This is a genomic window from Micromonospora sp. NPDC048898, from assembly GCF_043198035.1.
Lineage (GTDB): Bacteria > Actinomycetota > Actinomycetes > Mycobacteriales > Micromonosporaceae > Micromonospora.
This window is the reverse complement of sequence record NZ_JBICUF010000008.1, coordinates 47,974-70,567: the sequence shown is the minus strand read 5'-3', so window position 1 is coordinate 70,567 and position 22,594 is coordinate 47,974. Positions and strand designations below refer to the sequence as shown.

The window sequence follows — 22,594 nt, the reverse complement described above, 5'->3', positions numbered from 1 at the left end:
ATATGTGCATGCGTCGGGCGGGTGCCACCACCGACCGCCACCGTGTCCATCGGCCCGGGGCACTGGCCTGGGGAAACGGGTGTACGGACCAGGTGCACCGGGTGCCCCGACGCCGCTGCGTTCGCCGCCGGTTCCTCCCGCCGGTACGCTGCATCGGCGGCCTCAGCCACCTCCTCGCACACGGTGAGCACCGTTACCGAGCGACGCACCATCCAGTCATTCCCGTAACGGCAGACGAGAGGCGGACCACGACGTGACGGCGGTACCAGGCCAGCTGTCCTCGACCGCGGATTCGGCGGCCGCCGGGCCGGGAGCGGCGGAGGAGGATCTGCGGGCGTTGTTCGGGCAGTCCACCGCGGTCTTCGCCTCGCTGGCCGGTCCGGAACATCTGGTGGAGACGGCGAATCCGGCGTTCTTCGCCACCATCGGCGAAGAACGGGCTCGCACCGGGGTCGCCCTCGTGGACCTGATGCCCGAGCTGGCCGGTCAGGGCTTCATCACCCTGCTGGACCAGGTCTACCGCACCGGCGAGCCGTACACCGGCGGCGACGTCCGGGTCATTCTGGGGGCCGGCCTGCAGGCGCGGGAGGCATACTTCGACTTCACCTACGAACCGCGCCGGGACGCCGCCGGTCAGGTCTGCGGGATCCGGGTGCTCGGCGTGGAGACCACCCAGGTCAAGCAGGCTCAACGGCTGATGGCCGAACACCGTGCCCTGTTGGAGCAGATCGCCCGCCAGGCGCCCCTGGCCGAGGTGCTCGACGGGATGGCCCGCTGCATCGAGAATCTCGCACCGCAGGAAGTGCTCGTCTCCGTTCTCCTCGCCGATCCCGATGGTCGGCACCTGCGCCACGGCGCCGCACCCAGCCTTCCCGACTTCTACAACGAGGCCATCGACGGGATCGCGACCGGCGAAGGCGTCGGGTCCTGTGGCACCGCCGCCCACCGGCGGCAACCGGTGATCGTCACCGACATCGGCACCGACCCGTTCTGGGACGACTTCCGGCAGCTGGCCGATCAGGCCGGCGTGTCGGCCTGTTGGTCCACCCCGATCCTGGCCCGCGACGGCGGCCTCCTGGGCACCTTCGCCATGTACCACCGCACTCCGCGCGCCCCGCAGGACTCCGACCTCGCCCTCGCCCGGGTCTTCGCCGGCACCGCCGCCCTGGCCATCGAGTGTCACCACAGCGAGCAGGCACGTCGGGCCGCCGAGGCACGTGCCAGGTCAGCCCATGACGAGCTGGCCAGGGTGGTACGCGTGGAACGGGAACTGCGCGCCGAGGCCGAGCAGCGCGCGAGCGCCGCCGCGGAACTCGCCGCCCGGATGCGCGCCGCCGCGGCCGCGCAGGCCGCCATGCCGCACCCGGAGCACTGCGAACTCGGTGGCGCCCCGGGATGCACCGCCCCAGCCGAGATCAAGATCGCCGATTCGTGGGGCGACGCGGCGTGGGGCTGCTCCGCCCACGTCGAGGAGGCCATCCTCAACGTACGGTCGGTGTTCATCGCCAGCGAAGAGCTCGGCGGCCTGGCCGCCTACCTCAGACGCTAACGGGTGGCAGTCGGCCCTGGCGGCGGTGGCTGTCCGGCGGGCCCCCGCGCCCGCGCTCGTGCCTGTTCGATCTCGGACGCGTGATCGATCGCCCACTCACCGAGGGCGATGACCAGCGGGAGAAGTGAGTGGCCCAGGCCGGTGAGCGCGTACTCGACGCGATCCGGCAGCTGTTGGCGGCTGATCAGCCCATCGGCCTCCAGTGTCCGCAGCGTGCGGGTGAGGATGCGCCGGCTCAGCCCGTGAACGGTGCGATCGAGTTCGTTGAAACCGTACGGGCGCTCCTGGAGCACGGCGAGAACGAGAACTGTCCACTTCTCACCCACGCGCCGCAGGATGTCGGTCGCCGCGCACGCCGCACGGTCGGCCAGGGTCACGGGTAGCGGTAGTGCCGGTGACATCAATGTGCCTTCTTTCCGCGAACTCGGGCGGAACCCACCATGAAGTATGCGCACAGTGGTGATCACGGGCGGGACACGCGGCATCGGCGGAGCACTCGCTGACCGGCTCCGGCGAGCCGGAGACCGGGTCGTCGCGATCGGCAGCGCCGACGCGGACCTCACCTCGGTTCGGCAGACCGCCGCACTGACAGACCGGCTGCCCGACAAGATTGACGTGTTGGTGCTGGCCGCGGGACGTTTCAGCCAGCGGCGGGTCGTCACCGACGAGGGTTTCGAGGAGAGCTTCGCGATCTACGTCCTCAGTCGTTACCTGCTCGCCGAGCGGCTGCGCCCCGCGCTGGACCGTGCCCAGGCGCCGCTCATCCTCAACCTCTGCGGCACCGGTGGAATCCGGGCCGGCGGAATCAACTGGAACGACCTGCAGCTCGCCGCCGGATACAGCCTGTTCAAGGCCACCATGCAGGGCGCACGCGCCAACGACCTCCTGGGAGTGGGCTTCGCGACCGCGCACCCCCAGAGCAAGATCCGCTACGTGCTCTACAACCCCCTCTTCGTCAACAGTGGCATGCACCGCTACCTCCGCCAGCCGGCACGTGCCATCGTCGGCGCGTCAGCCGCCCTGTTCGGAAGATCCACCGATACCGCAGCCGCCCACCTGGCCGCCCTGCTGGCCGAACCGCCGACCGCCCCACTCACGGCGCTGCGTCGCGGAACGCCGGTGTCTCTGACCCGACCGGAGTTCGACCGGTCGGCGGCCGCCCGGCTCTACACGCTGCTTGCCGAGCTGACCGGGCCTCGGTGCGGGTGATCGGGTTCAGCTGGCCGTCGGCACCGCGCTCCGGTCGCGGGTGCTGGTCCGGCGCGCGGCGACGGCTCCCTCGCGCAGCAGCGGCAGGAGCTGCGTACCCTGGCGTTTGATCTCCGGTAGGTAGGGCGTGTCGGAGAGTACGAAGTGTCTGATGCCGAGACTCTCGTACCTGCGCAGTGATCGCGCCACGTCCTCGGCCGAGCCCACCAACCAGGTGGTGCCGGCCCCGCCGCCGCCGTACCTGCCGGGTGCGGTGTAGAGGTTGTCGTCGAGCACGTCGCCGCGTGCGGCGAGGTCGAGCAACCGCCGCTGGCCGACGGCGGCCTGCCAGTGCGGGTTGCGCTCGATGCCGCCGGCGCGGCGTGCCAGCTGGGCAACCTTCGCCTCGGCGTCGGCCCAGGCCTGGTCGGTGGTGTCCCGGACCAGGGTGGTGACCCGCAACCCGAACTCCAGTGGGGCGTGCTCGCGCCCCAGCTTCTCGCTGAGCTGCCGCAGTCGCTCGATCCGCTCGGCCACGCCGTCGAGTGGCTCGCCCCAGAAGAGCTGGACGTCGGCCTCGGTGGCGGCCACCTCCTCGGCGGCGGCCGAGGCGCCACCGAAGTACAGGCGCGGGTGCGTGCGCTCGCCCCGGACGACCGGTCGGAGCGCCAGGGTGGAGTCGGTGACGCCGAAGTGCTCGCCGCGGTAGGTGACGGCGTCCTCGGTCCACAACCGGCGCACGAGCTGGATGAACTCTCTGGTCCGGGCGTAGCGGGCGGCCTGGTCGCCGTCGGTGTCGCCGTACGCCGCCAGGTTGTCCTTGCCCGACACGATGTTGATCAGCACCCGCCCCTGGGTGAGGTGGTCCAGCGTCGCGGCGGCCGAGGCGAAGTTGGCCGGCCGCCAGTAGCCGGGTCGGATCGCGATCAGTGGCTGGAACGTCGTCGTACGGGCGGCGAGCGCGGCGGCGACCGTGAAGGTGTCGGGGCGTCCCCAGCCGGTGCCGATGAGGGCACCGGACCACCCGTGCCGCTCCAGCGCCTGGGCGTGGCCGGTGAGGGTGTCGAGACTGTTGTGCTGCTGGACGACGTCGTCGCCGCGGTGGCCCGGCTCGACCTGGTTGGGGATGTACCAGAGGAACTCCGAACTCATCGGCCGTTCCTCCCGCCGCGACGCCGGTGTGCCGGGTCGCTCAGCGACGGTGGTTGGTATCCGGCGTCGGCGGGGTTCAGCGTGGTGCCCGGCGCGACGATGGCGTCGATGCGGTCCAGCACATCGCGGGACAGGCTCACCTTGGCGGCGCCGAGCTGCGACTCCAGGTGGGTCAACGTGCGGGGGCCGATGATCGCCGACGTGACGGCCGGGTGCTCCAGGACGAACGCGATCGCCAGGTGGATCAGGGACAGTCCGGCCTCGTCGGCGAGCGCGGCCAGCTCGTCGACGGCGGCGAGCTTGGCGGCGTTGGCTGGCCACGCCGGGTCGAACCGGGCGGGCAACCGGTCGGCCCGGCGGGAGATCGGCGCGTCGAGCCCGCCGTGGTAGCGCCCGGAGAGCCAACCGCCGGCCAGTGGGCTCCACGGCAGCACCGCCAGCTCGTAGCGCTGCGCCACCGGCAGCACCTCGCGCTCGATCCCGCGGGCCAGGATCGAGTACGGCGGCTGCTCGCTGACCACCCGCTCCCGGCCGCGCCGCTGCGCGACCCACTGGCCCTCCACGATGGCCGACGGCTCGAACGTGGAGGTGCCGATGTAGCGGATCTTGCCCTGGCGGACCAGGTCGGTGAGCGCGCCCAGGGTCTCGTCGAAGTCGGTGTCCGGCTCCGGCCGGTGCACCTGGTAGAGGTCGATCCAGTCGGTGCCGAGCCGGCGCAGGCTGTTCTCCACGGCCCGGAAGATCCAGCGGCGGGAGTTGCCCCGGTGCTGCGGGTTGTCGCCCACCTGGCCGTGGAACTTGGTGGCGAGGAAGACCTCGTCGCGACGCGCGCCGGCGAGGGCCTTGCCGACGACCTCCTCCGACTCGCCGTGTGAGTAGACGTCGGCGGTGTCGATGGCGTTGATGCCCGCGTCGAGCGCCCGGTGGATGATCCGGATGCCGTCCTCGTGGTCGGGGTTGCCCCGTTCGCCGAAGTTCATCGCACCCAGCGTCAGTGAGCTGATTCGTACGCCGGTGCGCCCGAAGGGTCGTTGGTCGACCATGGTTCGTCCTCTCCTGGCGGTCAGTGGGAAGCGGCGGCGAGCCGCCGTGCGGACTGGTTGGCCGGGCGGGGCAGCCCGTAGTGGTCGCGCAGGGTGGCCCCGGTGTACTCGGTGCGGAACAGACCCCGGCGCTGCAGGATCGGCACCACGTGGTCGACGAACGTCTCCAGCCCGGACGGCAGCACCGGCGGCATGATGTTGAAGCCGTCGGCGGCGCCGCTGCGGTACCACTCCTCGATGGCGTCGGCGACCTGTTCCGGCGTGCCGGCGAAGGTGCGGTGCCCGCGTCCGCCACCGAGCCGGCCGATGAGCTGGCGTACGGTCAGGCGTTCCCGCCGGGCCAGGGTGACGATGAGCGTGTACCTGCTCTTGGCGCCCTGGATCTCGTCCTCGCTGGGCAGGTCGGCGGGCAGCTCCTTGTCCAGGTCGAGATCTTCCGGAGCGACCCGCAGCGTGGTGGCGAGCTGGGCGCGCGCGTACTCCGGTTTGATCAACCGATCCAGCTCCTCCTCCAGTGCGCGAGCCTCCGTCTCGGTGGGGGCGACCGCCGGCACGATGCCGGGCAGGATCTTGACCGAGCCCGGGTCGCGCCCGAACTGCGCGGCACGCCGCTTGAGGTCGCGATAGAACTCCTGCGCCTCGCCGAGCGTCTGCTGCGCGGTGAAGACGGCCTCGGCGTACCGGGCGGCCAACTCCTTGCCGTCCTCGGACGACCCGGCCTGCACCAGCAGCGGGTAGCCCTGCGGCGAGCGCGGAACGTTGAGCGCGCCGGCCACCCGGAAGTGCCGCCCGACGTGGCCGGGCGGGTAGACCAGGTTGTCGTCGCCCCACCGGCCGGCGTCCTTGTCGCCGAGTGGCGCCTCGTCGTCCCAGCTGTCCCAGAGTTTCAGCGAAACCTCGATGAACTCGGCGGCCCGCTCGTACCGGTCCCGGTGGGCGGGCAGCTCGTCCAGGTTGAAGTTGCGGGCCGCGTCCACGCCGGCCGTGGTGACGATGTTCCAACCGGCCCGGCCGCCGCTGATGTGGTCCAGCGACGCGAACCGGCGGGCCAGGTTGAACGGCTCGTTGTACGTCGTCGAGGCGGTCGCGATGAGCCCGATGTGCCGGGTCGCGCCGGCCAGTGCGGTGAGCAGCACCGTCGGTTCGAGCGTGCCCGCCGGCCGTCGGCCGATGCTGTTCCAGAGCACCGGGCTGTCGGCGAGGAACAGCGAGTCGAGCTTGCCCCGCTCGGCGATGCGCGCCAGGCGCGTGAAGTGCGCGACGTCGGTCTGGGCGAACGGGTCGCTCTCCGGCAGCCGCCAGGCGGCCTCGTGGTGGCCGACGCCCATCAGGAACGCGTTGAGGTGCAGCATGGTCATCCTTCCGTCTGCTCGACGCCGAGTGCGCGCAGCAGGGTTTCGCGGTACGCGAGGAATTGCGGCTGCCGGTACGAGCGTGGTGCCGGCAGGTCGATGGCGAGGTCGACCGCGATCCGGCCCGCGTCGAGCAGCAGGACCCGGTCGGCCAGGGTGATGGCCTCGTCGACGTCGTGGGTGACGAGCAGGACCGTGGGCCGGTGCCGGGCGCACAGCTCACGTAGCAGGCCGTGCATGCGCAGGCGGGTCAGCGCGTCCAGCGCGCCGAACGGCTCGTCGGCGAGCAGCAGCTCCGGCTCGGACACCAGTGCCCGGGCCAGCGCCACCCGTTGCTGTTCGCCACCGGACAGCTCGTTCGGCCAGGCCCGCTCCCGCCCGGCCAGGCCGACCTCGGCGAGGGCCGCGCGGCCACGCTGGTAGGCGTCCGGCCCGCGCAGGCCGAGCACGACGTTGTCCAGCACCCGTTGCCAGGGCAGCAGCCGGGCGTCCTGGAAGACGACAGAGGAGTTCTCCGGTACGTCGACCAGGCCGGAGCCGGTGGCGTCGCCGTCCAGGCCGGCGAGCGCACGCAGCAGGGTGCTCTTGCCCGAGCCGCTGCGGCCCAGTAGCGCGACGAACTCGCCCGCGCCGAACTCCAGGTCGAACCCGTCCAGGACGGCCCGGTCCCCGAAGCCACGGACCAGTCCCTGGACCCGGACGGTACGGGTGGCGGTCAGTCCGCCATGGTGCGTCGCCACGACAGTGCCCTCCTCTGCGCAAGCCGGACGGCACCGTCGGACAGCAGCCCGAGCAGTCCGTACAGCACGAGTCCGACGATGATCACGTCGGTCTGGCCGTACTCCCGGGCCAGCTCCATCATGTAGCCGATGCCGCTTGTCGAGTTGATCTGCTCGACGACCACCAGGGACAGCCACGCCCCGACCACCGCGAACCGCATGCCGAGCAGGAAGCCGGGCAGCGCTCCGGGCAGCACGATCCGGCGGATGAAGGCCGTCCGCCGCAGGCGCAGCGACTCGCCCAGCTCGACGTACCGGCTGTCGATGGTGCGTAGCCCGTTGTGGGTGTGGATGTAGACGGGGACGAAGACGCCGAGCGTGATGGTGATGACCTTCATCTGCTCGCCGATGCCGAACCAGAGGACGAGCAGCGGGATCAGCGCGAGGGCGGGGATGGCCCGCTTGATCTGGATCGGTCCGTCGAGGATGGCCTCACCCCACCGGCTCAGGCCCGCGAGCAGGGCCAGCACGATGCCGACGACGGTGCCGATGGCGAGGCCCAGGCCGGCCCGTTGGGCCGAGATGGCCAGGTTGTCCTGCAGTCGGCCGTCCGCGATGAGGTCACCCGCCGTCGTCACCACGGTCCACGGCGCCGACAGGGTACGCGGGTCGATCCAGCCGCCCGCCGAGCCGGCCGCCCACACCGCCAGCAGCAGGAACGGGCCGATCGCCGACCCGAAGGGGATCTGTCGACCCGGCTTCAGCCGGCGCCGTGGACGCCTGGCGGGAACGGTGGCGGCCGGTCGGGGCCGGGTCAGTGCCGAGACGCTCACCTGGCGCCTCCCGCGGTCAGCGCCTGCGCGCCCACGGCTTCGTACCGTCGGTCGTACAGGTCCTCGGCCCGGAGGGGCTTGTTGCCCGTCTCCTTGGCCAGCAGATCGATGGTCTCCTGGTGCCGGCCGATGGCCTCCGTCCAACTGGACGGGATGTCGGCCACGCCGCCGTTCTCGACCAGCCACCTGCCGTCGTCGGTGGTCAGGCCCTGGTCCTTGACGTAGTACCGCTCGATCCACTCGTCCGGGTTGGCCTCGCGCCACCGCCAGGCCCGCGCCCACGCCTGCACGTACTCGCGGATCGCCGCCGCCTTGGCCGGATCGCCGAGCACGGTGACGGGCGCGTACAGGTGACCGGGGTCGTCGCGCAGTCCGTGCGAGATCAGTGTCGCGCCGTCGCGGCCGTACTTGCTCTCGTAGCGTTTGATCTGTACGCCCCCGATCGGGGCCACCTCGACCTGGCGGCTGGCGAGCGCTGTCCCGTAGACGTCGCCCGTGCTCGGCAGCTCGACCAGCTTGACGTCCTTCTTGCTGAGGCCGGCCTTGTGGAGTACCCGCAGGATCAGCGCTCCCTGCGCCTGCCCCGGGCTGTACGCGATCTTCTTCCCCCGGAGGTCGGCGAGGGTGGCGACCGTGACGCCAGGTGCGATGCCGAGGCGGTAGATGGCGTGGTTGAGCGGGTCCTGGCGGTACTTCGAGGCGACGATCCTCGTGGGAATGCCGGTCCAGTGCGAGTGAATCGGTGGGATGTCCGCCACCGAGCCGAGATCCACCGCCTTCGCGCGGAAAGCCTCCAGGGTCTGTGGGCCGCCGCTGATGTTCGCCCACTCCACGGTGAAGGACAGCTTGTCGGCCTCCCCGGAGAACTCGATCGCCTTCTGGTGCTCCTTGTCCCCGATGACGAGCTTGGTGCCCTTCGGTACGGCCTCCGGCAGTGGCTCGCCGGCGGCCAGGGCCACGGGAGGTGTCTCGTCGCCGGCGCAGGCGGTCAGGCCCAGCGTGACCGCGCCGACGGCGGCGGACAGGAAGGCCCGTCGACCCAGGAGGGATGGTGATGTCACGTACGACTCCTTCGTGGCTGGTTGCGGGACGGGGCAGCACCCCACGTGGTCGGGGCGGCGCCGTCGCCGGGACTGCCGATCAGCGGCTCGGCGAGCACCGATCGCGTCGTCGCCAGCGGGGCACCCGGTGGGGGCCCGCGCGATCGGCTCGGCGCGTGTCCGGTGATCGGTTCGAGGAGGCGGCTGCCGGTCGTCGTCGAGCCGGCGGTGCCGCGATGGGAAGTGGGTAACGCTCGCTCAGCGGCGGCAGCAGCCGCAGGCGGCGGTCCAGCTGCGGCAGCATCCCCGCGACACCGCGATGGCGGTGCCCCGAAGCAGGGTGTGCTGGCTGGTCATGGATACGACGCTAACCCACAATTCCTATGTGTCAACTAGGGTTTCATGCGCTGGGACGCGACGGGTGCAACAATGGATCGAGATGTATAGATCTGTGGCCGAGGGCGTACGCCCGACGCCCGGGCCAGATCCGAGGGAGCCACCACCGTGACCATGCCGCCGGTCCGCTCAGTCCTCGCCGCCGTGTCCGTCCTGGTGGCGGGGTTGCTCGCCGACGCCGGCCCGGCCCACGCCGCCGATCCGCCGCCACGGGTGGACAACCCCTACGTCGGCGCCCGGGTCTACGTCAATCCGGAGTGGGCCGCTCGCGCCGCCGCCGAGCCCGGCGGTGCCGCGGTCGCCGGCCAGCCGACGGCCGTCTGGCTGGACCGGATTGCCCAGATCGCCGGCACCGACGGGGCGCTGGGCCTGCGCGCGCATCTGGACGCCGCCCTGGCGCAGCGCGCCGACCTCGTCCAGTTGACCCTCTACGACCTGCCGGCCCGCGACTGCGGCCGGCGGGCCCCACAGGGGGAGCTGTCGATCGACGACACCGCCCGTTACCAGGCCGAGTTCATCGATCCGATCGTCGAGATCCTCGCCGCTCCCCGCTACGCCGACCTGCGCATCGTCGCCTTCGTCGAGCCGAACTCGCTGCCCAACCTCGTCGTCAACACCGGCACCCGGTACACCGCCACCCCGGCCTGCGACGAGGTGCGGGCGCGCGGCACCTACCAGCTGGGGATCGGGTACGCCCTGGCCCGGCTCGGCACCGTGCCCAACGTCTACCCGTACCTGGACATCAGTCACCACGGCGAAGTCGGCTGGCCGGAGGACTCGGCGCCGCTGACGGCGCTGCTGCTCCAGGCCGCGACCGCCGCCGGCAGCACGGTGGCCAACGTGCACGGCTTCGTCGCCAACACCGCCAACTACTCCGTCCTGCGCGAGGAGCACTTCCGCGCCGACGACGTCGTCAACGGCCAACCGGTGTACCAGTCGAGGTGGGTCGACTGGAACCCGTTCGTCGACGAGGTGCCCTACGCGCGGCACCTGCGTGCCCTGCTGACCGAGGCCGGCTTCTCCCCGCAGGTGGGTGTCGTGGTGGACACCTCCCGCAACGGCTGGGGCGGCCCCGGCCGCCCCACCGGGCCGGCGGCCCCGAGCGAGGTGAACCGGTACGTCGACGGCAGTCGGATCGACAGGCGGGCCTACGTCGGGAACTGGTGCAACCAGGTGGGCTCCGGCCTCGGTCAGCGGCCCGCCGCCGAACCGGCGCCGGGCATCGACGCCTACGCGTGGGTCAAGCCGCCCGGCGAGTCCGACGGCGCCGCCGGCAGCCCGACCCCCGGTCTGCCGTACGAGCCGCTGTGCGACCCGAACTACCTCGCGCCGCGCGGCTCCCCGTACGCCACCGGGGCGATGCCGGCCGCCCCGCCGTTCGGTGCGTGGTTCCCGGCGCATTTCCGTCAGCTGCTGACCAACGCCTGGCCGCCACTGTGACAGGTTCGGCTCCGTCCATGAGCTACCAACCTGTGCCGACGTGACGGCATTCGACTGGACCGCGCTGTCGGCGGCGCGGGTCGCCGGTTGGGTCGTGGCACTGCTGAGGCGACTCTGGCCGGCCGGGTGTGGCTACCGAAATGCGGGCTAGGGCCTGTGTCAAAGCCCTCGGTCGAGCCGAGGCGGAGTCCAGGCGGCGATCCGGCAAGGCGGAGATTGGCCCGGATACCGGTGTTGTATCCGGGCCAATCTCCAACGCGGCCGGTCGTCGTCTGGGCCCGCCGCAGGCCGGCCAGGGGCTTTGACACAGGCCCTAGTGCACCGTCCTTCAGGGCGGTGGTGAGAGCCCGCGCGGGAGGGCCGTCATGGCCCGGGCGTGCCCTAGGCCGGACGGTTCTGTTGCTCGATGTACTGGTGCAGGAGGCTCAGGGGTGCCCCGTCGAGGGAGCCGGCGAAGTACGACGCCGACCACAGGCGGTTGGCACGGTAGTAGTGGTGGGCGAGGTCAGGGAATTCTTGGCGCAGCCGCCGGCTGGACACACCCTTGAGAGAGTTGACCAGCTTCGCCAGGGCGATCTTGGGTGGGAAGTTCACCAGTAGGTGGACGTGGTTCTCTTCGCCGTTGAACTCGACCAGCTCGGCCTCGAAGTCGGCGCACACCGTCCGCATGATGTCTTTCATCCGCTTGAGGTGTTGGTCGGAGAAGATTCGGTGTCGGTACTTGGTCACGAAGACCAAGTGGGCGTGTAATGCGAAAGTGCAGTGTCTACCAGTGCGGATGTCTCCGAGATCGGCCATAGGCCAATGTAGACTCGACGTGTGCAGCTTCGGTACAACTACCGGCTCTACCCGGATGCCGCCCAGCGCGAGGCGCTGGCGAAGGCGTTCGGGTGTGCGCGGGTGGTGTTCAACGACGGGCTGCGCGTGCGACAGGAAGCACGCGAGGCTGGCCTGCCGTACCCGACGGACGCCGAGCTGTCCAAGCGGGTTACCGTGGCCAAGTTGACCCCGGAGCGGGCGTGGCTGGGCGAGGTGTCATCGGTGGTGTTGCAGCAGGCCCTCGCTGACCTGAACAGGGGCCTACCGCAACTTCTTCGCCTCGCTGTCGGGCAGGCGCAAGGGTCGTAAGGTCGCTCCTCCCCGGTTCCGGTCCCGCAAGGACAGCCGGCAGGCCGTCCGGTTCACCGCCAACGCCCGGTTCAAGGTCCTCGACAACGGTCGACTGCGGCTGCCGAAGATCGGCGATCTGGAAGTCCGTTGGTCGCGGGAGCTGCCGGCTGCACCCACGTCGGTGACGGTCATCCGAGACGCCGTCGGTCGGCACTTCGCCTCGTTCGTGGTGCAGACCGCCGACCAGCTGTTGCCCGAGCTGGACTCGGAGGTCGGCATTGACCTGGGGTTGACGCACTTCGCAGTGATGTCCGACGGGACGAAGGTGACCGCGCCGAAGTTCCTGCGCCGGGCAGCCCGCAAGCTGCGCCGGTTGCAGCAGGGCTTGTCCCGCAAGCAGCGGGGCAGCAACAACCGTAAGAAGGCCGTTCGGAAGGTCGCCCGCGCGCACGCGAAGGTGGCCGACACCCGGTGGGACTGGCAGCACAAGCTTTCGACGCAGATCATCCGCGACAACCAAGCGGTGTTCGTCGAGGACCTGTGCGTGACCGGTCTCGCCCGGACACGGTTGGCGAAGTCGGTGCACGACGCTGGGTGGTCACAGTTCGCGGCCATGCTGGAGTACAAGGCCGCCCGTTACGGGCGCACCTTCGCCCGGGTAGATCGGTTCTTCCCGTCGACCCGCATGTGCTCGGACTGCGGCCGGATCAACGACAAGATGGCGCTCAACGTCCGGACGTGGGGCTGCCCATGCGGCAGCCTGCACGACCGAGACGTGAACGCCGCCAAGAACATCAGGGCCGCCGGACGGGCGGACCTCAACGACCGTCGAGCGCAGATAAGACCGGCACCCGTGCCGGCACCGCGCAGGGAAGCGGTAACCCGCCGGGAGCTTGCCCCTTCGGGGGTGTAGCAGACCGGAATCTCCGCCCTTCAGGGCAGAGAGGGCGTCAACGCACCTCGGCGTCGGCGACTGACGGCACCACCCGCGCCGGTTCGTCGATGGTGGCACCGGTGCGCGCGGCCCGTGCGGTGCCCCAGTCGTAGAGAGCCTGCAACACCGGTGCCAGGCTGTGGCCCTCCTCGGTGAGCCGGTACTCCACATGCGGTGGTGTGGTCTCGCGGTCGTGCCGCAGGACGAGCCCGTCGGCCTCCAACTCGCGCAGACGCTGGGTCAGCATCTTCTCGCTGACCCCCGGCATCCGGCGGCGCAGTTCGCCGTAGCGGTGTACGCCCTCCTTCAGGTGGGCCAGGATCACCGGCCGCCACTTGCCGCCGACGAGGTCGACGGCGACCTCCACCGGGCAGTGGTATCGCTTGGGCATCACGGCCTCCCTGGGGGTACGCACCGAATGGTGCGTACTTGATCATCGTCGCCGCGGGTGTTGGGCTGTACCCATGGTCATCGAGTACATCAGGTACCGGGTGCCGCAGCAGCGGCGTGCCGGCTTCGAGGCAGCGTACGAGCGGGCCGCCGACGCGCTACGCGCCGCACCGGAGTGCGTGGACTACGAGTTGAGCCGCTGCCTGGACGACCCCGCCTGCTACGCGCTGCGCATCACCTGGACCTCGGTGGACGCGCACCTCGACGGGTTTCGGGGTGGCCCGGTGTTCGGGCGGTTCTTCGCGGCGATCAAACCGTACGTCGCCGACATCGAGGAGATGCGGCACTACACCCGCACCGGGGTTCGCGGGCCCGGTGGCGCCGCACCACCGAGCCTGTTCGAGTGGGCCGGTGGCACGGACGCGTTCGAGCGGCTCTGCGCCGCCTTCTACCGCCTGGTCCGCTCCGACGACCTGCTCGCGCCGATGTTCGCGCGGATGGACCCCGACCACGCCCGCTACGTGGCGGTGTGGCTCGCCGAGGTCTTCGGCGGACCGGCCACCTACGCGGCGGAGCGCGGTGGCTACCGGCAGATGGTCGGCCAGCACCTGGGCAGGGCGATCAGCGAGGCGCAGCGTCGGCGGTGGGTCAACCTGATGACGGACGCCGCCGATGAGGTCGGTCTGCCCGGCGATCCGGAGTTCCGCGCCGCCTTCGTGGGCTACCTGGAGTGGGGCACCCGGTTGGCGGTACGCAACTCCCAACCCGACGCGGACCCGATCCAGCAGGCACCGGTGCCACGCTGGGGCTGGGGTGTGGCGCCGCCCTACCAGCACGGCCCGCAGTCCACAGTCGCGCGGGGAGCGGAATAGGCTGCGGCCATGAGTGGCGTACCGGGCGGTGCCCGAGTCTCGACGAATCCCCTTCGCCAACTCACGATCGACCAACTCCGGCAACGGACGAGCCTCAAGTGGCGGGAGTACCCCGACTGCCGTGCCCTCGGGCTCGGCGACGACCCCGCCGCGGTGTTCCTCGACGGTGGCCGGGTGGCGCTCAACTCGGGTCCGGCCTTCGGCACCGGCGGCGACGGGCACGTCCGGCTGAACCTGGCCACCGCACCGGAGCTGATCACCGATGCGGTACGCCGGATGGCCACCGCCGTCGCCGGATAGGCCGGGTCAGGTCACCGAGAGCGGTGGTGGGCGGCGACAATTGTCGGCGTGCCACCCGCCTTCGTGCTGCACCACCACCGCAAGCCGCGACCGCACTTCGACCTGCGGCTCGAGGAGGCTGGTGTGCTGCGTTCCTGGGCGGTGCCCCGCGGCCTGCCGGACAGTCCCCGGGACAACCGGCTCGCGATCGCCGTGCCGGACCACCACCTCGATCACCTCACCTACCAGGACGCCGACAAGTCGATCGCCGACATCGGCACCTGGGAGGAGCACGACCGCACCGAGCGCCGCATGGTGTTCACGTTGCACGGCCGCACCGGCCGGCGCCGGTACGCGCTCATCCGCACCGGCGAGGGCTGGTTGTTGCACCTGACGAAGGAGCAACCCGCGGACGAGTGAGGGCGGCGGCTCCCGATGTTTCGGCCTCGCCTGACGGGTATTCAGGCGCACCGGCGCGGCCGATGGGTGCAACAAGTGTCACGAAGTAAGGGAGTGCGCGTTATGTCTGATCCGCAGCCCACAATCGTTCTCGTGCACGGGGCGTTCGCCGAGTCGGGAAGCTGGAACGGCGTGATCGAGCGGTTGGGCGCCGCGTACGACGTGGTGGCCGCCGCCAACCCGCTGCGGGAGGTCGCCGGCGATGCCGCGTACGTGCGGGACGTGGTCCACGGGATCGGCGGCCCGGTCGTTCTCGTCGGACACTCCTACGGCGGCATGGTGATCACGCAGGCCGCCGCCGACGAACCACTGGTGCGGGCCCTCGTGTACGTCAACGCCTTCGCCCCGGACACCGGGGAGTCGGGGCTGTCGCTGTCCGGGAAGTTCCCCGGCAGCACGCTTGCCGACACGCTCGTGAAGTACCCGCTGTCGACCGGCGGTAACGAGGTCGCGATCGGCCAGGACGCCTTCCACAAGCAGTTCGTCGCGGACGTGTCGGCCGACGTCGCCGCGCAGATGGCCCGGACGCAGCGGCCGATCACCGAGAAGGCCCTGGGTGACGGGCTCACCGGCGACCCGGCCTGGCGATCGCTGCCCAGCTGGTTCGTGTTCGGGGACTCCGACAAGAACATCCCGGTCGCCGCGCACCGGTTCATGGCCGAGCGGGCCCAACCGCGGGGCCAGCGTGAGGTCGCCGGCGGTTCGCACGCCATGGTGGTGGCCCGGCCGAGCGAGGTCACCGAGACGATCATCGAGGCGGTCCGGGGCGTGGGCGGCTGACGTCCGATCCTGGTGGCACCCCGGTCGACCGCTGTCGCGGTTGACCGGGGTGCCGCACGTCTGCCGGTCCGCAGCCCCGCGCCACGACGCGGGGCTGTTTGCCGGTGCCCGACAGGCGTGTTCACTGTCATTCATGATCGGTTGTCGACGCGCTGGGAATGAGCACGTCGTATTGGCGATGACATATCCGAGTCGGATCCATGACCCGCGCGCAATCGGCCTTACTGGCCAACGGCCCTGCGTGCTAGCCTGCCTCAACTCTTGCAGGTGAAGCCCAATTCGGCACCGATTACCTCGGGTGATTGTTGGAGGGCATATGGACAGACTGCAGGCTTTTGCGGTTTTACGTGAGGTCGCGGTCGAGGTGCTGATGGTCGAGCCGGAGGCGGTGACCGAGGACGCCGACTTTCGCAAGGATCTCGACGCGGAGAGTCTCGATCTGGTGGAGCTGTTGATGGCGCTGGAGGACCGGCTCGGGATCCGGCTTCCGCAGGACGGGCTGCGCGAGATCAACACTGTCGGGCAGGCGCTCGACATGGTGCTCGACGGTGGGGCTGACGATGTCGCCGAGGGCGCCGGGGTGGTGGGGGAGGCCGAGCGTAAGACGCCCGCCTGATGGCGGGCGACGGCCCAGCCCGGCACCGGGTCGCCGTCACCGGGCTGAGCGCCAGGACGCCGGCCGGCGACACCTCCGACGCACTGTGGTCGGTGCTGCGGTCCGGGCGTTCCGTCATCGGTCCGATCCGCAGCTTCGACGCCTCCAGGTTGGCGACCCGCTTCGCGGGTGAGATCCAGGGTTTCGATCCGGCCGCCTATCTCACTCCGAAGATGGTCCGGCAGACCGATCGCGTCAGCCAACTCGCCTACGCGGCGGCCATGGACGCGTTCACCGACGCCGACACCAGACAGTTCGACCCGGACCGGTGCGCGGTCGTGGTCGGCACCGGCATGGGCGGATCGGACAGCTTCTACCGGCAGGTCCGCGCGTTCGTCGAGAACGGCCCGGACCGGATCAGCCCCTGGGCCATCCCGATGATCATGCCGAACGCGGCGGCGTCGCTCATCGCCCGGCAACTCCGCTGGCGCGGCCCGAACTTCTGCATCTCGACCGCCTGCACGGCCGGTGCGAACGCGATCGGCGAAGGCGTCCGGCTCATCCGGGACGGCAGCGCCGACGTCGTCCTGGCCGGCGGCGCGGAGGCGGCGGTCAACCCCATCGTCGTCGCCGGTTTCGCCCGGATGCACGCGCTGAGCACGCGTAACGCCGAGCCCGAGACCGCCTCACGTCCGTTCGACGGCGCTCGGGACGGCTTCGTGCTCGCCGAGGGTGCGGCCTTCGTGCTGTTGGAACGCCTCGACCGGGCGCTGGCCCGAGGTGCCCGCATCCACGGCGAGGTCGCCGGCTACGGGTTCAACAGCGACGCGTACCACTCCACCATGCCGCACCCCGAAGGGCGCGGCGCCGTGCACTGCATGCGCCTGGCGCTGCGCGACGCGGGCGTCGACCCGGCCGACGTCGGCCACATCAACGCGCACGGCACGTCGACGACGCTCAACGACGCCGCCGAGGCACAGGCCATCCACACCGTGTTCGGGGGCGCCGCACCACCGACCACCTCGGCGAAGGGCTCGCTGGGGCACCTGATCGGCGCCGCCGGTGCGGTCGAGGTCGTCGCGTCACTGCTCGCTCTGCGGCACGGCGAGATCCCGCCGACGGCCAACCTGCGCACCCGCGGGTCAGATATCCCCATCGACGTCGTCGCCGACGCCCCACGCACCGGCCGTCCCGGCCCCGTCCTGACGAACTCGTTCGGTTTCGGCGGGCACAACGCCGCGCTGGTGCTCGCCTCCGTCGACGACGGTGGCGCCACCGTCAACGCCAACTGAAGCAATCGCAGCGTCCGACCGAGAAAAGGTGGTCGAGGGTGAGCATCCAGGCCGCCCCGGCGGGAGCCGGCAGCGTCATCGACAGCATCGGCGTCGCACTGCCCGACCGGGTCATGACCACCCGCGAGGTGCTCGACGGTTGCCGGAACCGGCTGGCACTGCCGCTGGAGCAGACCACCGGCATCGTGTCGCGACGCGTCGCCGGCGACGTCGAGTACGCCCTCGACCTGGCCACCCGGGCCGCCGAGGACTGCGTCTCCCGCTCGTCCATCGGGCTCGGCGACGTCGACCTGCTGATCAGTGCGAGCATCTCGCGGGTGGACAGCCCGCAGCGGTCGACCTACGAGCCGTCGGCGGCCACCCACCTTCGCCACCGACTCGGCTGCGAACGGGCGTGGGCGTTCGACGTGACGAACGCGTGTGCCGGTCAGTTCACCGGCATCTACATCGCCGACGCGCTCATCCGCGCCGGCGAGATCGGTTCGGCGCTGATCGTCAGCGGTGAGTACATCTCCCATCTCATGCGCACCGCCCAGCTGGAGATCGCCGACGAGCTCGACGCCCGTATCGCCTGCCTGACTCTCGGCGATGCCGGTGCGGCCGTCCTGCTGACCCGGGCCGACGACGGGTCGGGGGGCTTCGACCACATCGGCATCCGTACCGTCGGGCGGTACCACACCCTCTGCGTGGCCGGGCCGACCGACCGGCCGCACGGCGGCGTGATCATGAAGACCGACATGATGGGTCTGGCGGCTGCCGGCATCCGGGAGATGGTGGCGCACACCCAGCAGACCCTTGGCGCGATGGGCCTGTCGCCGACGGACTTCGACCGGTTCATCCCGCACCAGACGTCGACGCTGGCGATCCAGGCCGCCGTGCGCCGGACGAACAAGGTCTTCGGCGGCGTGGTCCTGGACGAGCGGGACGTCATCAACAACCTGCCGAGGCGCGGCAACACCGCGACCACGACGCACACGGTCGCGCTGCGCGACGCGAGCCTCGACGGGCGGATCCGGACCGGCGACCGGGTGCTGTTCGAGGTCGCCGCGTCCGGAGTCAACGTCGGCACCGCCGCGTACCGGCTGGACGGGCTGCCCGACCGGCTGGCCCGGGGGGCCCGGTCATCGCGTACCGCGCCGCCGCGTCGCCGCCCGGCACCGTGGCGGCACCCGGTGCGCGCCGTCGCGATCGGCCTCGCCGAAACCGGAGCCTCAGCCCACCCGGGAGCCTCAGCCCACCCCGGAGCCTCAGCCCACCCCGGAGCCTCAGCCCACCCCGGAGCCTCAGCCGCGGCCCAACCCGGCGCGACGACGCTTCAGCTCATCGGTGCCGCCACCGACGACTGCCTGCGCCGGGCGGGCGTCCGCGCCTCCGGCGTCGACCTGCTCATCCACGTGGGCGTGTACCGCACCGGCATGATCGCCGAGCCGGCGATCGCCGCGATCGCCGCGGGGGAGCTGGGTTTCGACGGCAGCACCGCCGCCACCGGCGAGATCCTCGCCTTCGACGTCGCCAACGGCGCGCTGGGCATGCTCGACGGCTGCCGGATCGCCGCCGAACTCATCCGGGCCGGCAAGGCAGACACCGCCGTCGTGGTCGCCTCCGAGGTCGAGCAACGCGAACCCGGTGCCGTCGGGCCCGCGGTGGCCAGGTGCGGCTCGGCGGTGCTGCTGCGCCTCGACCCCGACCGGGCCAGCGGCTTCCTCGGCTTCCACAGCCGCTCCGTCGCGACGCCCGCCCCGGACCGGGGCGCCTGGGTGATGCAGGACGGCGGGCACAGCTTCATCCGCGCCACCGACCGCACCGAGCCCGCCGCGGCGTACGCCGAGCACCTGCCCGTGGTCGTCGCCGAGTTGCTGGACCGCCTGCGGGTGCGACCCGAGGCGATCCGCGCGGTCGTACCGCCCTGGCTGCCGCCGCCTGTCGAACGCCGGTTGCGCGACACCTGGCCGGTGCTCGGTGCGCGGCTGGCCACGCTACCGGCCGCCTCGGACGGCACCGACCTGTTCACCTCGGCCCTGCCGATCGGCCTGCGCGCCGTGTCCGCCGCCGGCGGCGTGTCGCCGGGCGAACTGGTGGTGGTCGTCGGCGCGAGCACCGGCATGGAGGTCGGCGCCGCGCTGTACCGCATCTGAAGGGAGCGCGTATGTGTGGTGTCGCGGGCATCCTCGATTTCGGCGCGGCTGTCGAGCCGCACCGGCTGGCCCGGATGGCGCACTCGCTGGCGCATCGCGGCCCCGACGGTGAGGGCTACTTCGTGGGCCCGGGGATCGGGCTGGCGTACCGGCGACTCGCGATCGTCGACGTGGCCGGTGGGCAGCAACCACTGAGCGACGAGCGCGGGGACATCCAGGTCATCTTCAACGGCGAGATCTACAACCACCGGGCACTCCGGGCCCGGCTCGTCGCGCGCGGTCACACGTTCGGCAGCGGCAGCGACGGCGCGGTGATCGCGCACCTCTACGAGGAGTACGGCCTCGCCTTCGTCGACCATCTCGACGGGGACTTCGCCATCGCGTTGTGGGACGCCCGCCTTCGTCGGCTCACGCTCGCCCGGGACCCGGTGGGTGTCAAACCGTTGTATTACCACGTGGACGGTGGCCGGCTTCAGTTCGCCAGCGAGGTGAAGGCCCTGTTCGCGTCCGGGTTGTGCGCGGCGCGCGTCGACCCGCAGGGGCTGCGCGACGTGTTCGGCTACGGCCAGCCGACCGCGCCGGGCACCTTCTGGGCCGACGTCCACGACCTGCCGCCCGGGCACCTGCTGGTGGCCGACGAGCAGGCGGTCGTCCTGCACCGGTACTTCACCCCGCTGGTCGGTGACCCGCACGACCTGCTGCGCGGGCGGGCGGCCGTCGAGCAGTTCCGCTCGACGTTCGTCGAGGCGGTCCGCAAACGACTGCCGGACGAGGTCGGCTTCGGCGCGACGCTGAGCGGCGGCCTGGACAGCACCGCCGTCGTCGCGACGATCTCGGCCGTCCTCGGCACACCGGTACGGACCGCCAGTATCCGACTGCCCGGCTCGGACCTCGACGAGGGCCGCTACTCCCGGCTCGCCGCGAAGGCACTGGCTGTCGACAACATCGAGATCGAGTTCGGCGGTGCGGAGGCGTGCGAGCACCTGGCGAAGACACTGTGGCACCTGGAGTCGCCGCAGTGGTTCGGCGTCGCCACCCCGTTTCTGGCGGTGACCCGGATCGCCGCCGAGCAGGGTGCCAAGGTCGCGTTGACCGGCGACGGGGCCGACGAACTGCTCGGCGGCTACTCCTGGTACGTCCTGCAGCGGCTGGAGCAGCGGCTCGGCCGGCTGACCCGGGCGGGCCTGGACCCGCTGCGCCGGCTGATCCTGGCCGGGGTGCTGGCCCACAACGCCGCCCCGGCCGGCGCGGCCACCCACATGGCCACCGTGCCGGGACGGCTCGCGGACACCGCGGATCGCTTCGGCGGCGGCGCACCCGCCTGGTTCTACCTGTGGTCGGCGATGGACGCGGTCGCCCCCGCGCTGCTGCGCCCCTCCAGCGGCGCTCTCGACCCGTCACCGCTGCCGGCCCCGCCGACGCACACCGCGCTGCACCGCTCGTTGCACTACGAGTACCAGACCCGCCTGCCCAGTTGGGTCCTCGTGCTCAGCGACCGGCTGTCCATGGCCAACGGCGTCGAGGTACGCGTGCCGTTCATGGACCGGGCGCTGCTGGACCTGTCGGCACGGCTGGATCCGCGGGTGCTCATGCGCGGCACCAGCGAGAAGCACATCCTCAAGCAGTCCCTGCGCGACGTGGTCCCGGCACCGATCCGACGCCGCCGCAAGAAACCGTTCTTCACGCCCATCACACCCTGGTATCTGACCGGTCCGGGCAAGGAACTCGCGGCGACGTATCTCGGGCCGGCGGCGGTACGCGCCCACGGGCTCTTCGACCCGGCGCAGGTGACCGCGCTGCACCAGGCCGCGCTGCGGGGAGCCGGCCGCACCTGGGAGGGCACGGTCGCCGAGTGGGCCAGCATGGCCGTCCTCACCACCCACCTGCTGCTGGAGGTGTTCCGCGACGCGGCGGCCACACCCGCACCGGACGCGCTCCCGGCGGCGCTCGCCAGCGCCCTGCAACGCGCCGAGCGGCGATGACGAGCACCGAGGGGCACCGCTGGCCCGGCATCGAATCGCGCACCATCCTGGTCACCGGGGCGACCGGCTTCATCGGCGCCCGGCTCGTGCGGCGGCTGGCGGACCTGGGGTGCGCAGTCGTCGCGATGGTCCGCCCGACCTCCGACCGCACGGCCCTGGCCGGCATCCCCGGGCTGCGCTACGCGGTCGCCGACCTCGACACCGGCGCGGGCGTGCCGGCGGCCGTCGCCGGCGTCGACACCGTCGTGCACCTGGCCGGCCAGGTGAAGGCCCGCCGTCCGGGGGCCTTCCGGCGCGGAAACACCGAGTCCACCGGCCGGCTGGTCGCCGCCGTCGCCGCCGCCGACCCGGCCCCTCGGCTGGTGCTGTGCTCGTCCCTGGCCGCCGCCGGCCCGTCGCGCCCCGGCCGGCCCCGCGACGAGGGCACGCCCGTCGCGCCGGTCTCCGCGTACGGCCGCAGCAAGCTCGCCGCCGAGGAGATCGCCCGCGCCGCCGGTGTGCCCACGGTGGTCCTGCGCCCGACCATCGTCTACGGCCCGGGCGACCACGACTTCCTGCCGTCCTTCCTGCCGATGGCCCGCCTGGGCGCCCAGCTGCGCCCCACCCGCCCGGAACGCGAGTACTCGTTCGTCCACGTGGACGACCTGTGCGCCGCCCTGATCGCGGCCGTCGTCCGGGGCGAGACGCTGCCCCCGGACGGCGGCGCGGCGGGCGTGTACCTCATCAGCGACGGCCAGGTGTACGGCTGGAGCGACTTCTGCCGGGAACTCGCCACCGCGATCGGCCGCCCCCGCCCGCGCCTCATCCCGGTGCCGGGCCCGCTCGTGCACGCGACCGGCTGGCTGTGCGACCTGAGCCCGGTCCGGCGCGGCCCGGCACTGACGATGAACCGGGACCGCGCACACGAGATCCGGCAGTTGGCGTGGACGTGCGCCACCGACCGGGCCCGGACGGACCTCGGCTTCACCCCCGCGTACAGGCTGCCGGAGGGCCTGGCCAGCGCGGTGGCGTGGTACCGCGGCCAGGGCCTGCTCCGCTGACGACCGCCCACCCG

Annotated in this window: 23 protein-coding genes; 14 read left to right on the top strand and 9 right to left on the bottom strand. The window is 71.6% G+C overall.

Annotated features, from left to right (window positions below; all coding sequences use genetic code 11):
* The first annotated feature begins 253 nt into the window (after positions 1–253).
* Positions 254–1,549, top strand: coding sequence for a GAF domain-containing protein (locus ACGFIQ_RS21545; RefSeq protein ID WP_393246165.1), 1,296 nt, complete (start codon positions 254–256; stop codon positions 1,547–1,549).
* On the opposite strand, the gene ACGFIQ_RS21540 is transcribed toward ACGFIQ_RS21545, so the two are convergent.
* Positions 1,546–1,950, bottom strand: a complete 405-nt coding sequence (locus tag ACGFIQ_RS21540) for a winged helix-turn-helix transcriptional regulator (RefSeq protein WP_393246163.1) — start codon at positions 1,948–1,950, stop codon at positions 1,546–1,548. The two genes, ACGFIQ_RS21545 and ACGFIQ_RS21540, sit on opposite strands and share 4 nt — an antisense overlap.
* Positions 1,951–1,996: 46 nt before the next feature.
* On the opposite strand from ACGFIQ_RS21540, the gene ACGFIQ_RS21535 reads away from it, so the two are divergent.
* Positions 1,997–2,758 carry a hypothetical protein gene (locus ACGFIQ_RS21535; RefSeq protein ID WP_393246161.1) on the top strand — a complete coding sequence of 254 codons (762 nt, stop codon included), beginning with the start codon at positions 1,997–1,999 and terminating at the stop codon, positions 2,756–2,758.
* A 6-nt stretch (positions 2,759–2,764) separates the two neighbouring features.
* Here the strand turns inward: ACGFIQ_RS21535 and ACGFIQ_RS21530 are convergent, their stop codons facing one another.
* From ACGFIQ_RS21530 to ACGFIQ_RS21505, 6 genes are read right to left on the bottom strand one after another with little or no spacing between them, the layout of a single operon-like run.
* Positions 2,765–3,889 (bottom strand): LLM class flavin-dependent oxidoreductase, encoded by a 1,125-nt coding sequence (locus ACGFIQ_RS21530; RefSeq protein ID WP_393246159.1) that lies wholly within the window; start codon positions 3,887–3,889, stop codon positions 2,765–2,767.
* Positions 3,886–4,932 (bottom strand): aldo/keto reductase, encoded by a 1,047-nt coding sequence (locus ACGFIQ_RS21525; RefSeq protein WP_393246157.1) that lies wholly within the window; start codon positions 4,930–4,932, stop codon positions 3,886–3,888. The genes ACGFIQ_RS21530 and ACGFIQ_RS21525 overlap by 4 nt, the downstream gene beginning before the upstream one ends.
* Before the next feature lie 20 nt (positions 4,933–4,952).
* Positions 4,953–6,290, bottom strand: coding sequence for an LLM class flavin-dependent oxidoreductase (locus ACGFIQ_RS21520; protein WP_393246155.1), 1,338 nt, complete (start codon positions 6,288–6,290; stop codon positions 4,953–4,955).
* Positions 6,287–7,024, bottom strand: a complete 738-nt coding sequence (locus tag ACGFIQ_RS21515) for an ABC transporter ATP-binding protein (protein WP_393246153.1) — start codon at positions 7,022–7,024, stop codon at positions 6,287–6,289. Before ACGFIQ_RS21515 ends, ACGFIQ_RS21520 begins: the two co-directional genes overlap by 4 nt.
* Positions 7,000–7,836 (bottom strand): ABC transporter permease, encoded by an 837-nt coding sequence (locus ACGFIQ_RS21510; protein ID WP_393246151.1) that lies wholly within the window; start codon positions 7,834–7,836, stop codon positions 7,000–7,002. The genes ACGFIQ_RS21515 and ACGFIQ_RS21510 overlap by 25 nt, the downstream gene beginning before the upstream one ends.
* Complete coding sequence (locus ACGFIQ_RS21505; RefSeq protein ID WP_393246149.1) at positions 7,833–8,897, bottom strand: ABC transporter substrate-binding protein; 1,065 nt, start codon at positions 8,895–8,897, stop codon at positions 7,833–7,835. Before ACGFIQ_RS21505 ends, ACGFIQ_RS21510 begins: the two co-directional genes overlap by 4 nt.
* A gap of 489 nt (positions 8,898–9,386) precedes the next feature.
* On the opposite strand from ACGFIQ_RS21505, the gene ACGFIQ_RS21500 reads away from it, so the two are divergent.
* Complete coding sequence (locus ACGFIQ_RS21500) at positions 9,387–10,712, top strand: glycoside hydrolase family 6 protein (protein ID WP_393246496.1); 1,326 nt, start codon at positions 9,387–9,389, stop codon at positions 10,710–10,712.
* 381 nt (positions 10,713–11,093) lie between these two features.
* On the opposite strand, the gene tnpA is transcribed toward ACGFIQ_RS21500, so the two are convergent.
* The gene (gene tnpA / locus ACGFIQ_RS21495) at positions 11,094–11,510 is read right to left on the bottom strand and encodes an IS200/IS605 family transposase (RefSeq protein WP_393246147.1); all 417 of its coding nucleotides are present in this window, start codon (positions 11,508–11,510) and stop codon (positions 11,094–11,096) included.
* Positions 11,511–11,531: 21 nt separating this feature from the next.
* On the opposite strand from tnpA, the gene ACGFIQ_RS21490 reads away from it, so the two are divergent.
* Together ACGFIQ_RS21490 and ACGFIQ_RS21485 are read left to right on the top strand one after the other, a co-directional pair.
* Complete coding sequence (locus tag ACGFIQ_RS21490) at positions 11,532–11,840, top strand: helix-turn-helix domain-containing protein (RefSeq protein WP_393246145.1); 309 nt, start codon at positions 11,532–11,534, stop codon at positions 11,838–11,840.
* On the top strand, positions 11,815–12,735 hold the full coding sequence (locus ACGFIQ_RS21485) for an RNA-guided endonuclease InsQ/TnpB family protein (RefSeq protein ID WP_393246494.1): 921 nt from the start codon (positions 11,815–11,817) through the stop codon (positions 12,733–12,735). Before ACGFIQ_RS21490 ends, ACGFIQ_RS21485 begins: the two co-directional genes overlap by 26 nt.
* Positions 12,736–12,772: 37 nt before the next feature.
* Here ACGFIQ_RS21485 and ACGFIQ_RS21480 read toward each other — a convergent pair whose 3' ends face one another.
* Entirely contained in the window at positions 12,773–13,147 is a 375-nt protein-coding gene (locus tag ACGFIQ_RS21480; RefSeq protein ID WP_393246143.1) for a winged helix-turn-helix transcriptional regulator, read from the bottom strand.
* 73 nt (positions 13,148–13,220) lie between these two features.
* On the opposite strand from ACGFIQ_RS21480, the gene ACGFIQ_RS21475 reads away from it, so the two are divergent.
* From ACGFIQ_RS21475 to ACGFIQ_RS21435, 9 genes are all read left to right on the top strand, one after another.
* Positions 13,221–14,018, top strand: a complete 798-nt coding sequence (locus ACGFIQ_RS21475; protein WP_393246141.1) for a group II truncated hemoglobin — start codon at positions 13,221–13,223, stop codon at positions 14,016–14,018.
* A gap of 9 nt (positions 14,019–14,027) precedes the next feature.
* Complete coding sequence (locus ACGFIQ_RS21470; protein ID WP_393246139.1) at positions 14,028–14,318, top strand: hypothetical protein; 291 nt, start codon at positions 14,028–14,030, stop codon at positions 14,316–14,318.
* A gap of 48 nt (positions 14,319–14,366) precedes the next feature.
* Entirely contained in the window at positions 14,367–14,717 is a 351-nt protein-coding gene (locus ACGFIQ_RS21465) for a DNA polymerase ligase N-terminal domain-containing protein (protein WP_393246137.1), read from the top strand.
* Between the two features lie 102 nt (positions 14,718–14,819).
* Positions 14,820–15,536, top strand: a complete 717-nt coding sequence (locus tag ACGFIQ_RS21460; protein ID WP_393246135.1) for an alpha/beta fold hydrolase — start codon at positions 14,820–14,822, stop codon at positions 15,534–15,536.
* A 316-nt stretch (positions 15,537–15,852) separates the two neighbouring features.
* Entirely contained in the window at positions 15,853–16,152 is a 300-nt protein-coding gene (locus ACGFIQ_RS21455) for an acyl carrier protein (RefSeq protein WP_393246133.1), read from the top strand.
* Complete coding sequence (locus tag ACGFIQ_RS21450; protein ID WP_393246131.1) at positions 16,152–17,423, top strand: beta-ketoacyl-[acyl-carrier-protein] synthase family protein; 1,272 nt, start codon at positions 16,152–16,154, stop codon at positions 17,421–17,423. Before ACGFIQ_RS21455 ends, ACGFIQ_RS21450 begins: the two co-directional genes overlap by 1 nt.
* Before the next feature lie 38 nt (positions 17,424–17,461).
* Positions 17,462–19,558, top strand: coding sequence for a 3-oxoacyl-[acyl-carrier-protein] synthase III C-terminal domain-containing protein (locus ACGFIQ_RS21445; RefSeq protein WP_393246129.1), 2,097 nt, complete (start codon positions 17,462–17,464; stop codon positions 19,556–19,558).
* 11 nt (positions 19,559–19,569) lie between these two features.
* The gene (asnB, locus tag ACGFIQ_RS21440) at positions 19,570–21,540 is read left to right on the top strand and encodes an asparagine synthase (glutamine-hydrolyzing) (protein WP_393246127.1); all 1,971 of its coding nucleotides are present in this window, start codon (positions 19,570–19,572) and stop codon (positions 21,538–21,540) included.
* Positions 21,537–22,580 (top strand): NAD-dependent epimerase/dehydratase family protein, encoded by a 1,044-nt coding sequence (locus ACGFIQ_RS21435; protein ID WP_393246125.1) that lies wholly within the window; start codon positions 21,537–21,539, stop codon positions 22,578–22,580. The genes asnB and ACGFIQ_RS21435 overlap by 4 nt, the downstream gene beginning before the upstream one ends.
* Positions 22,581–22,594 lie beyond the last annotated feature (14 nt).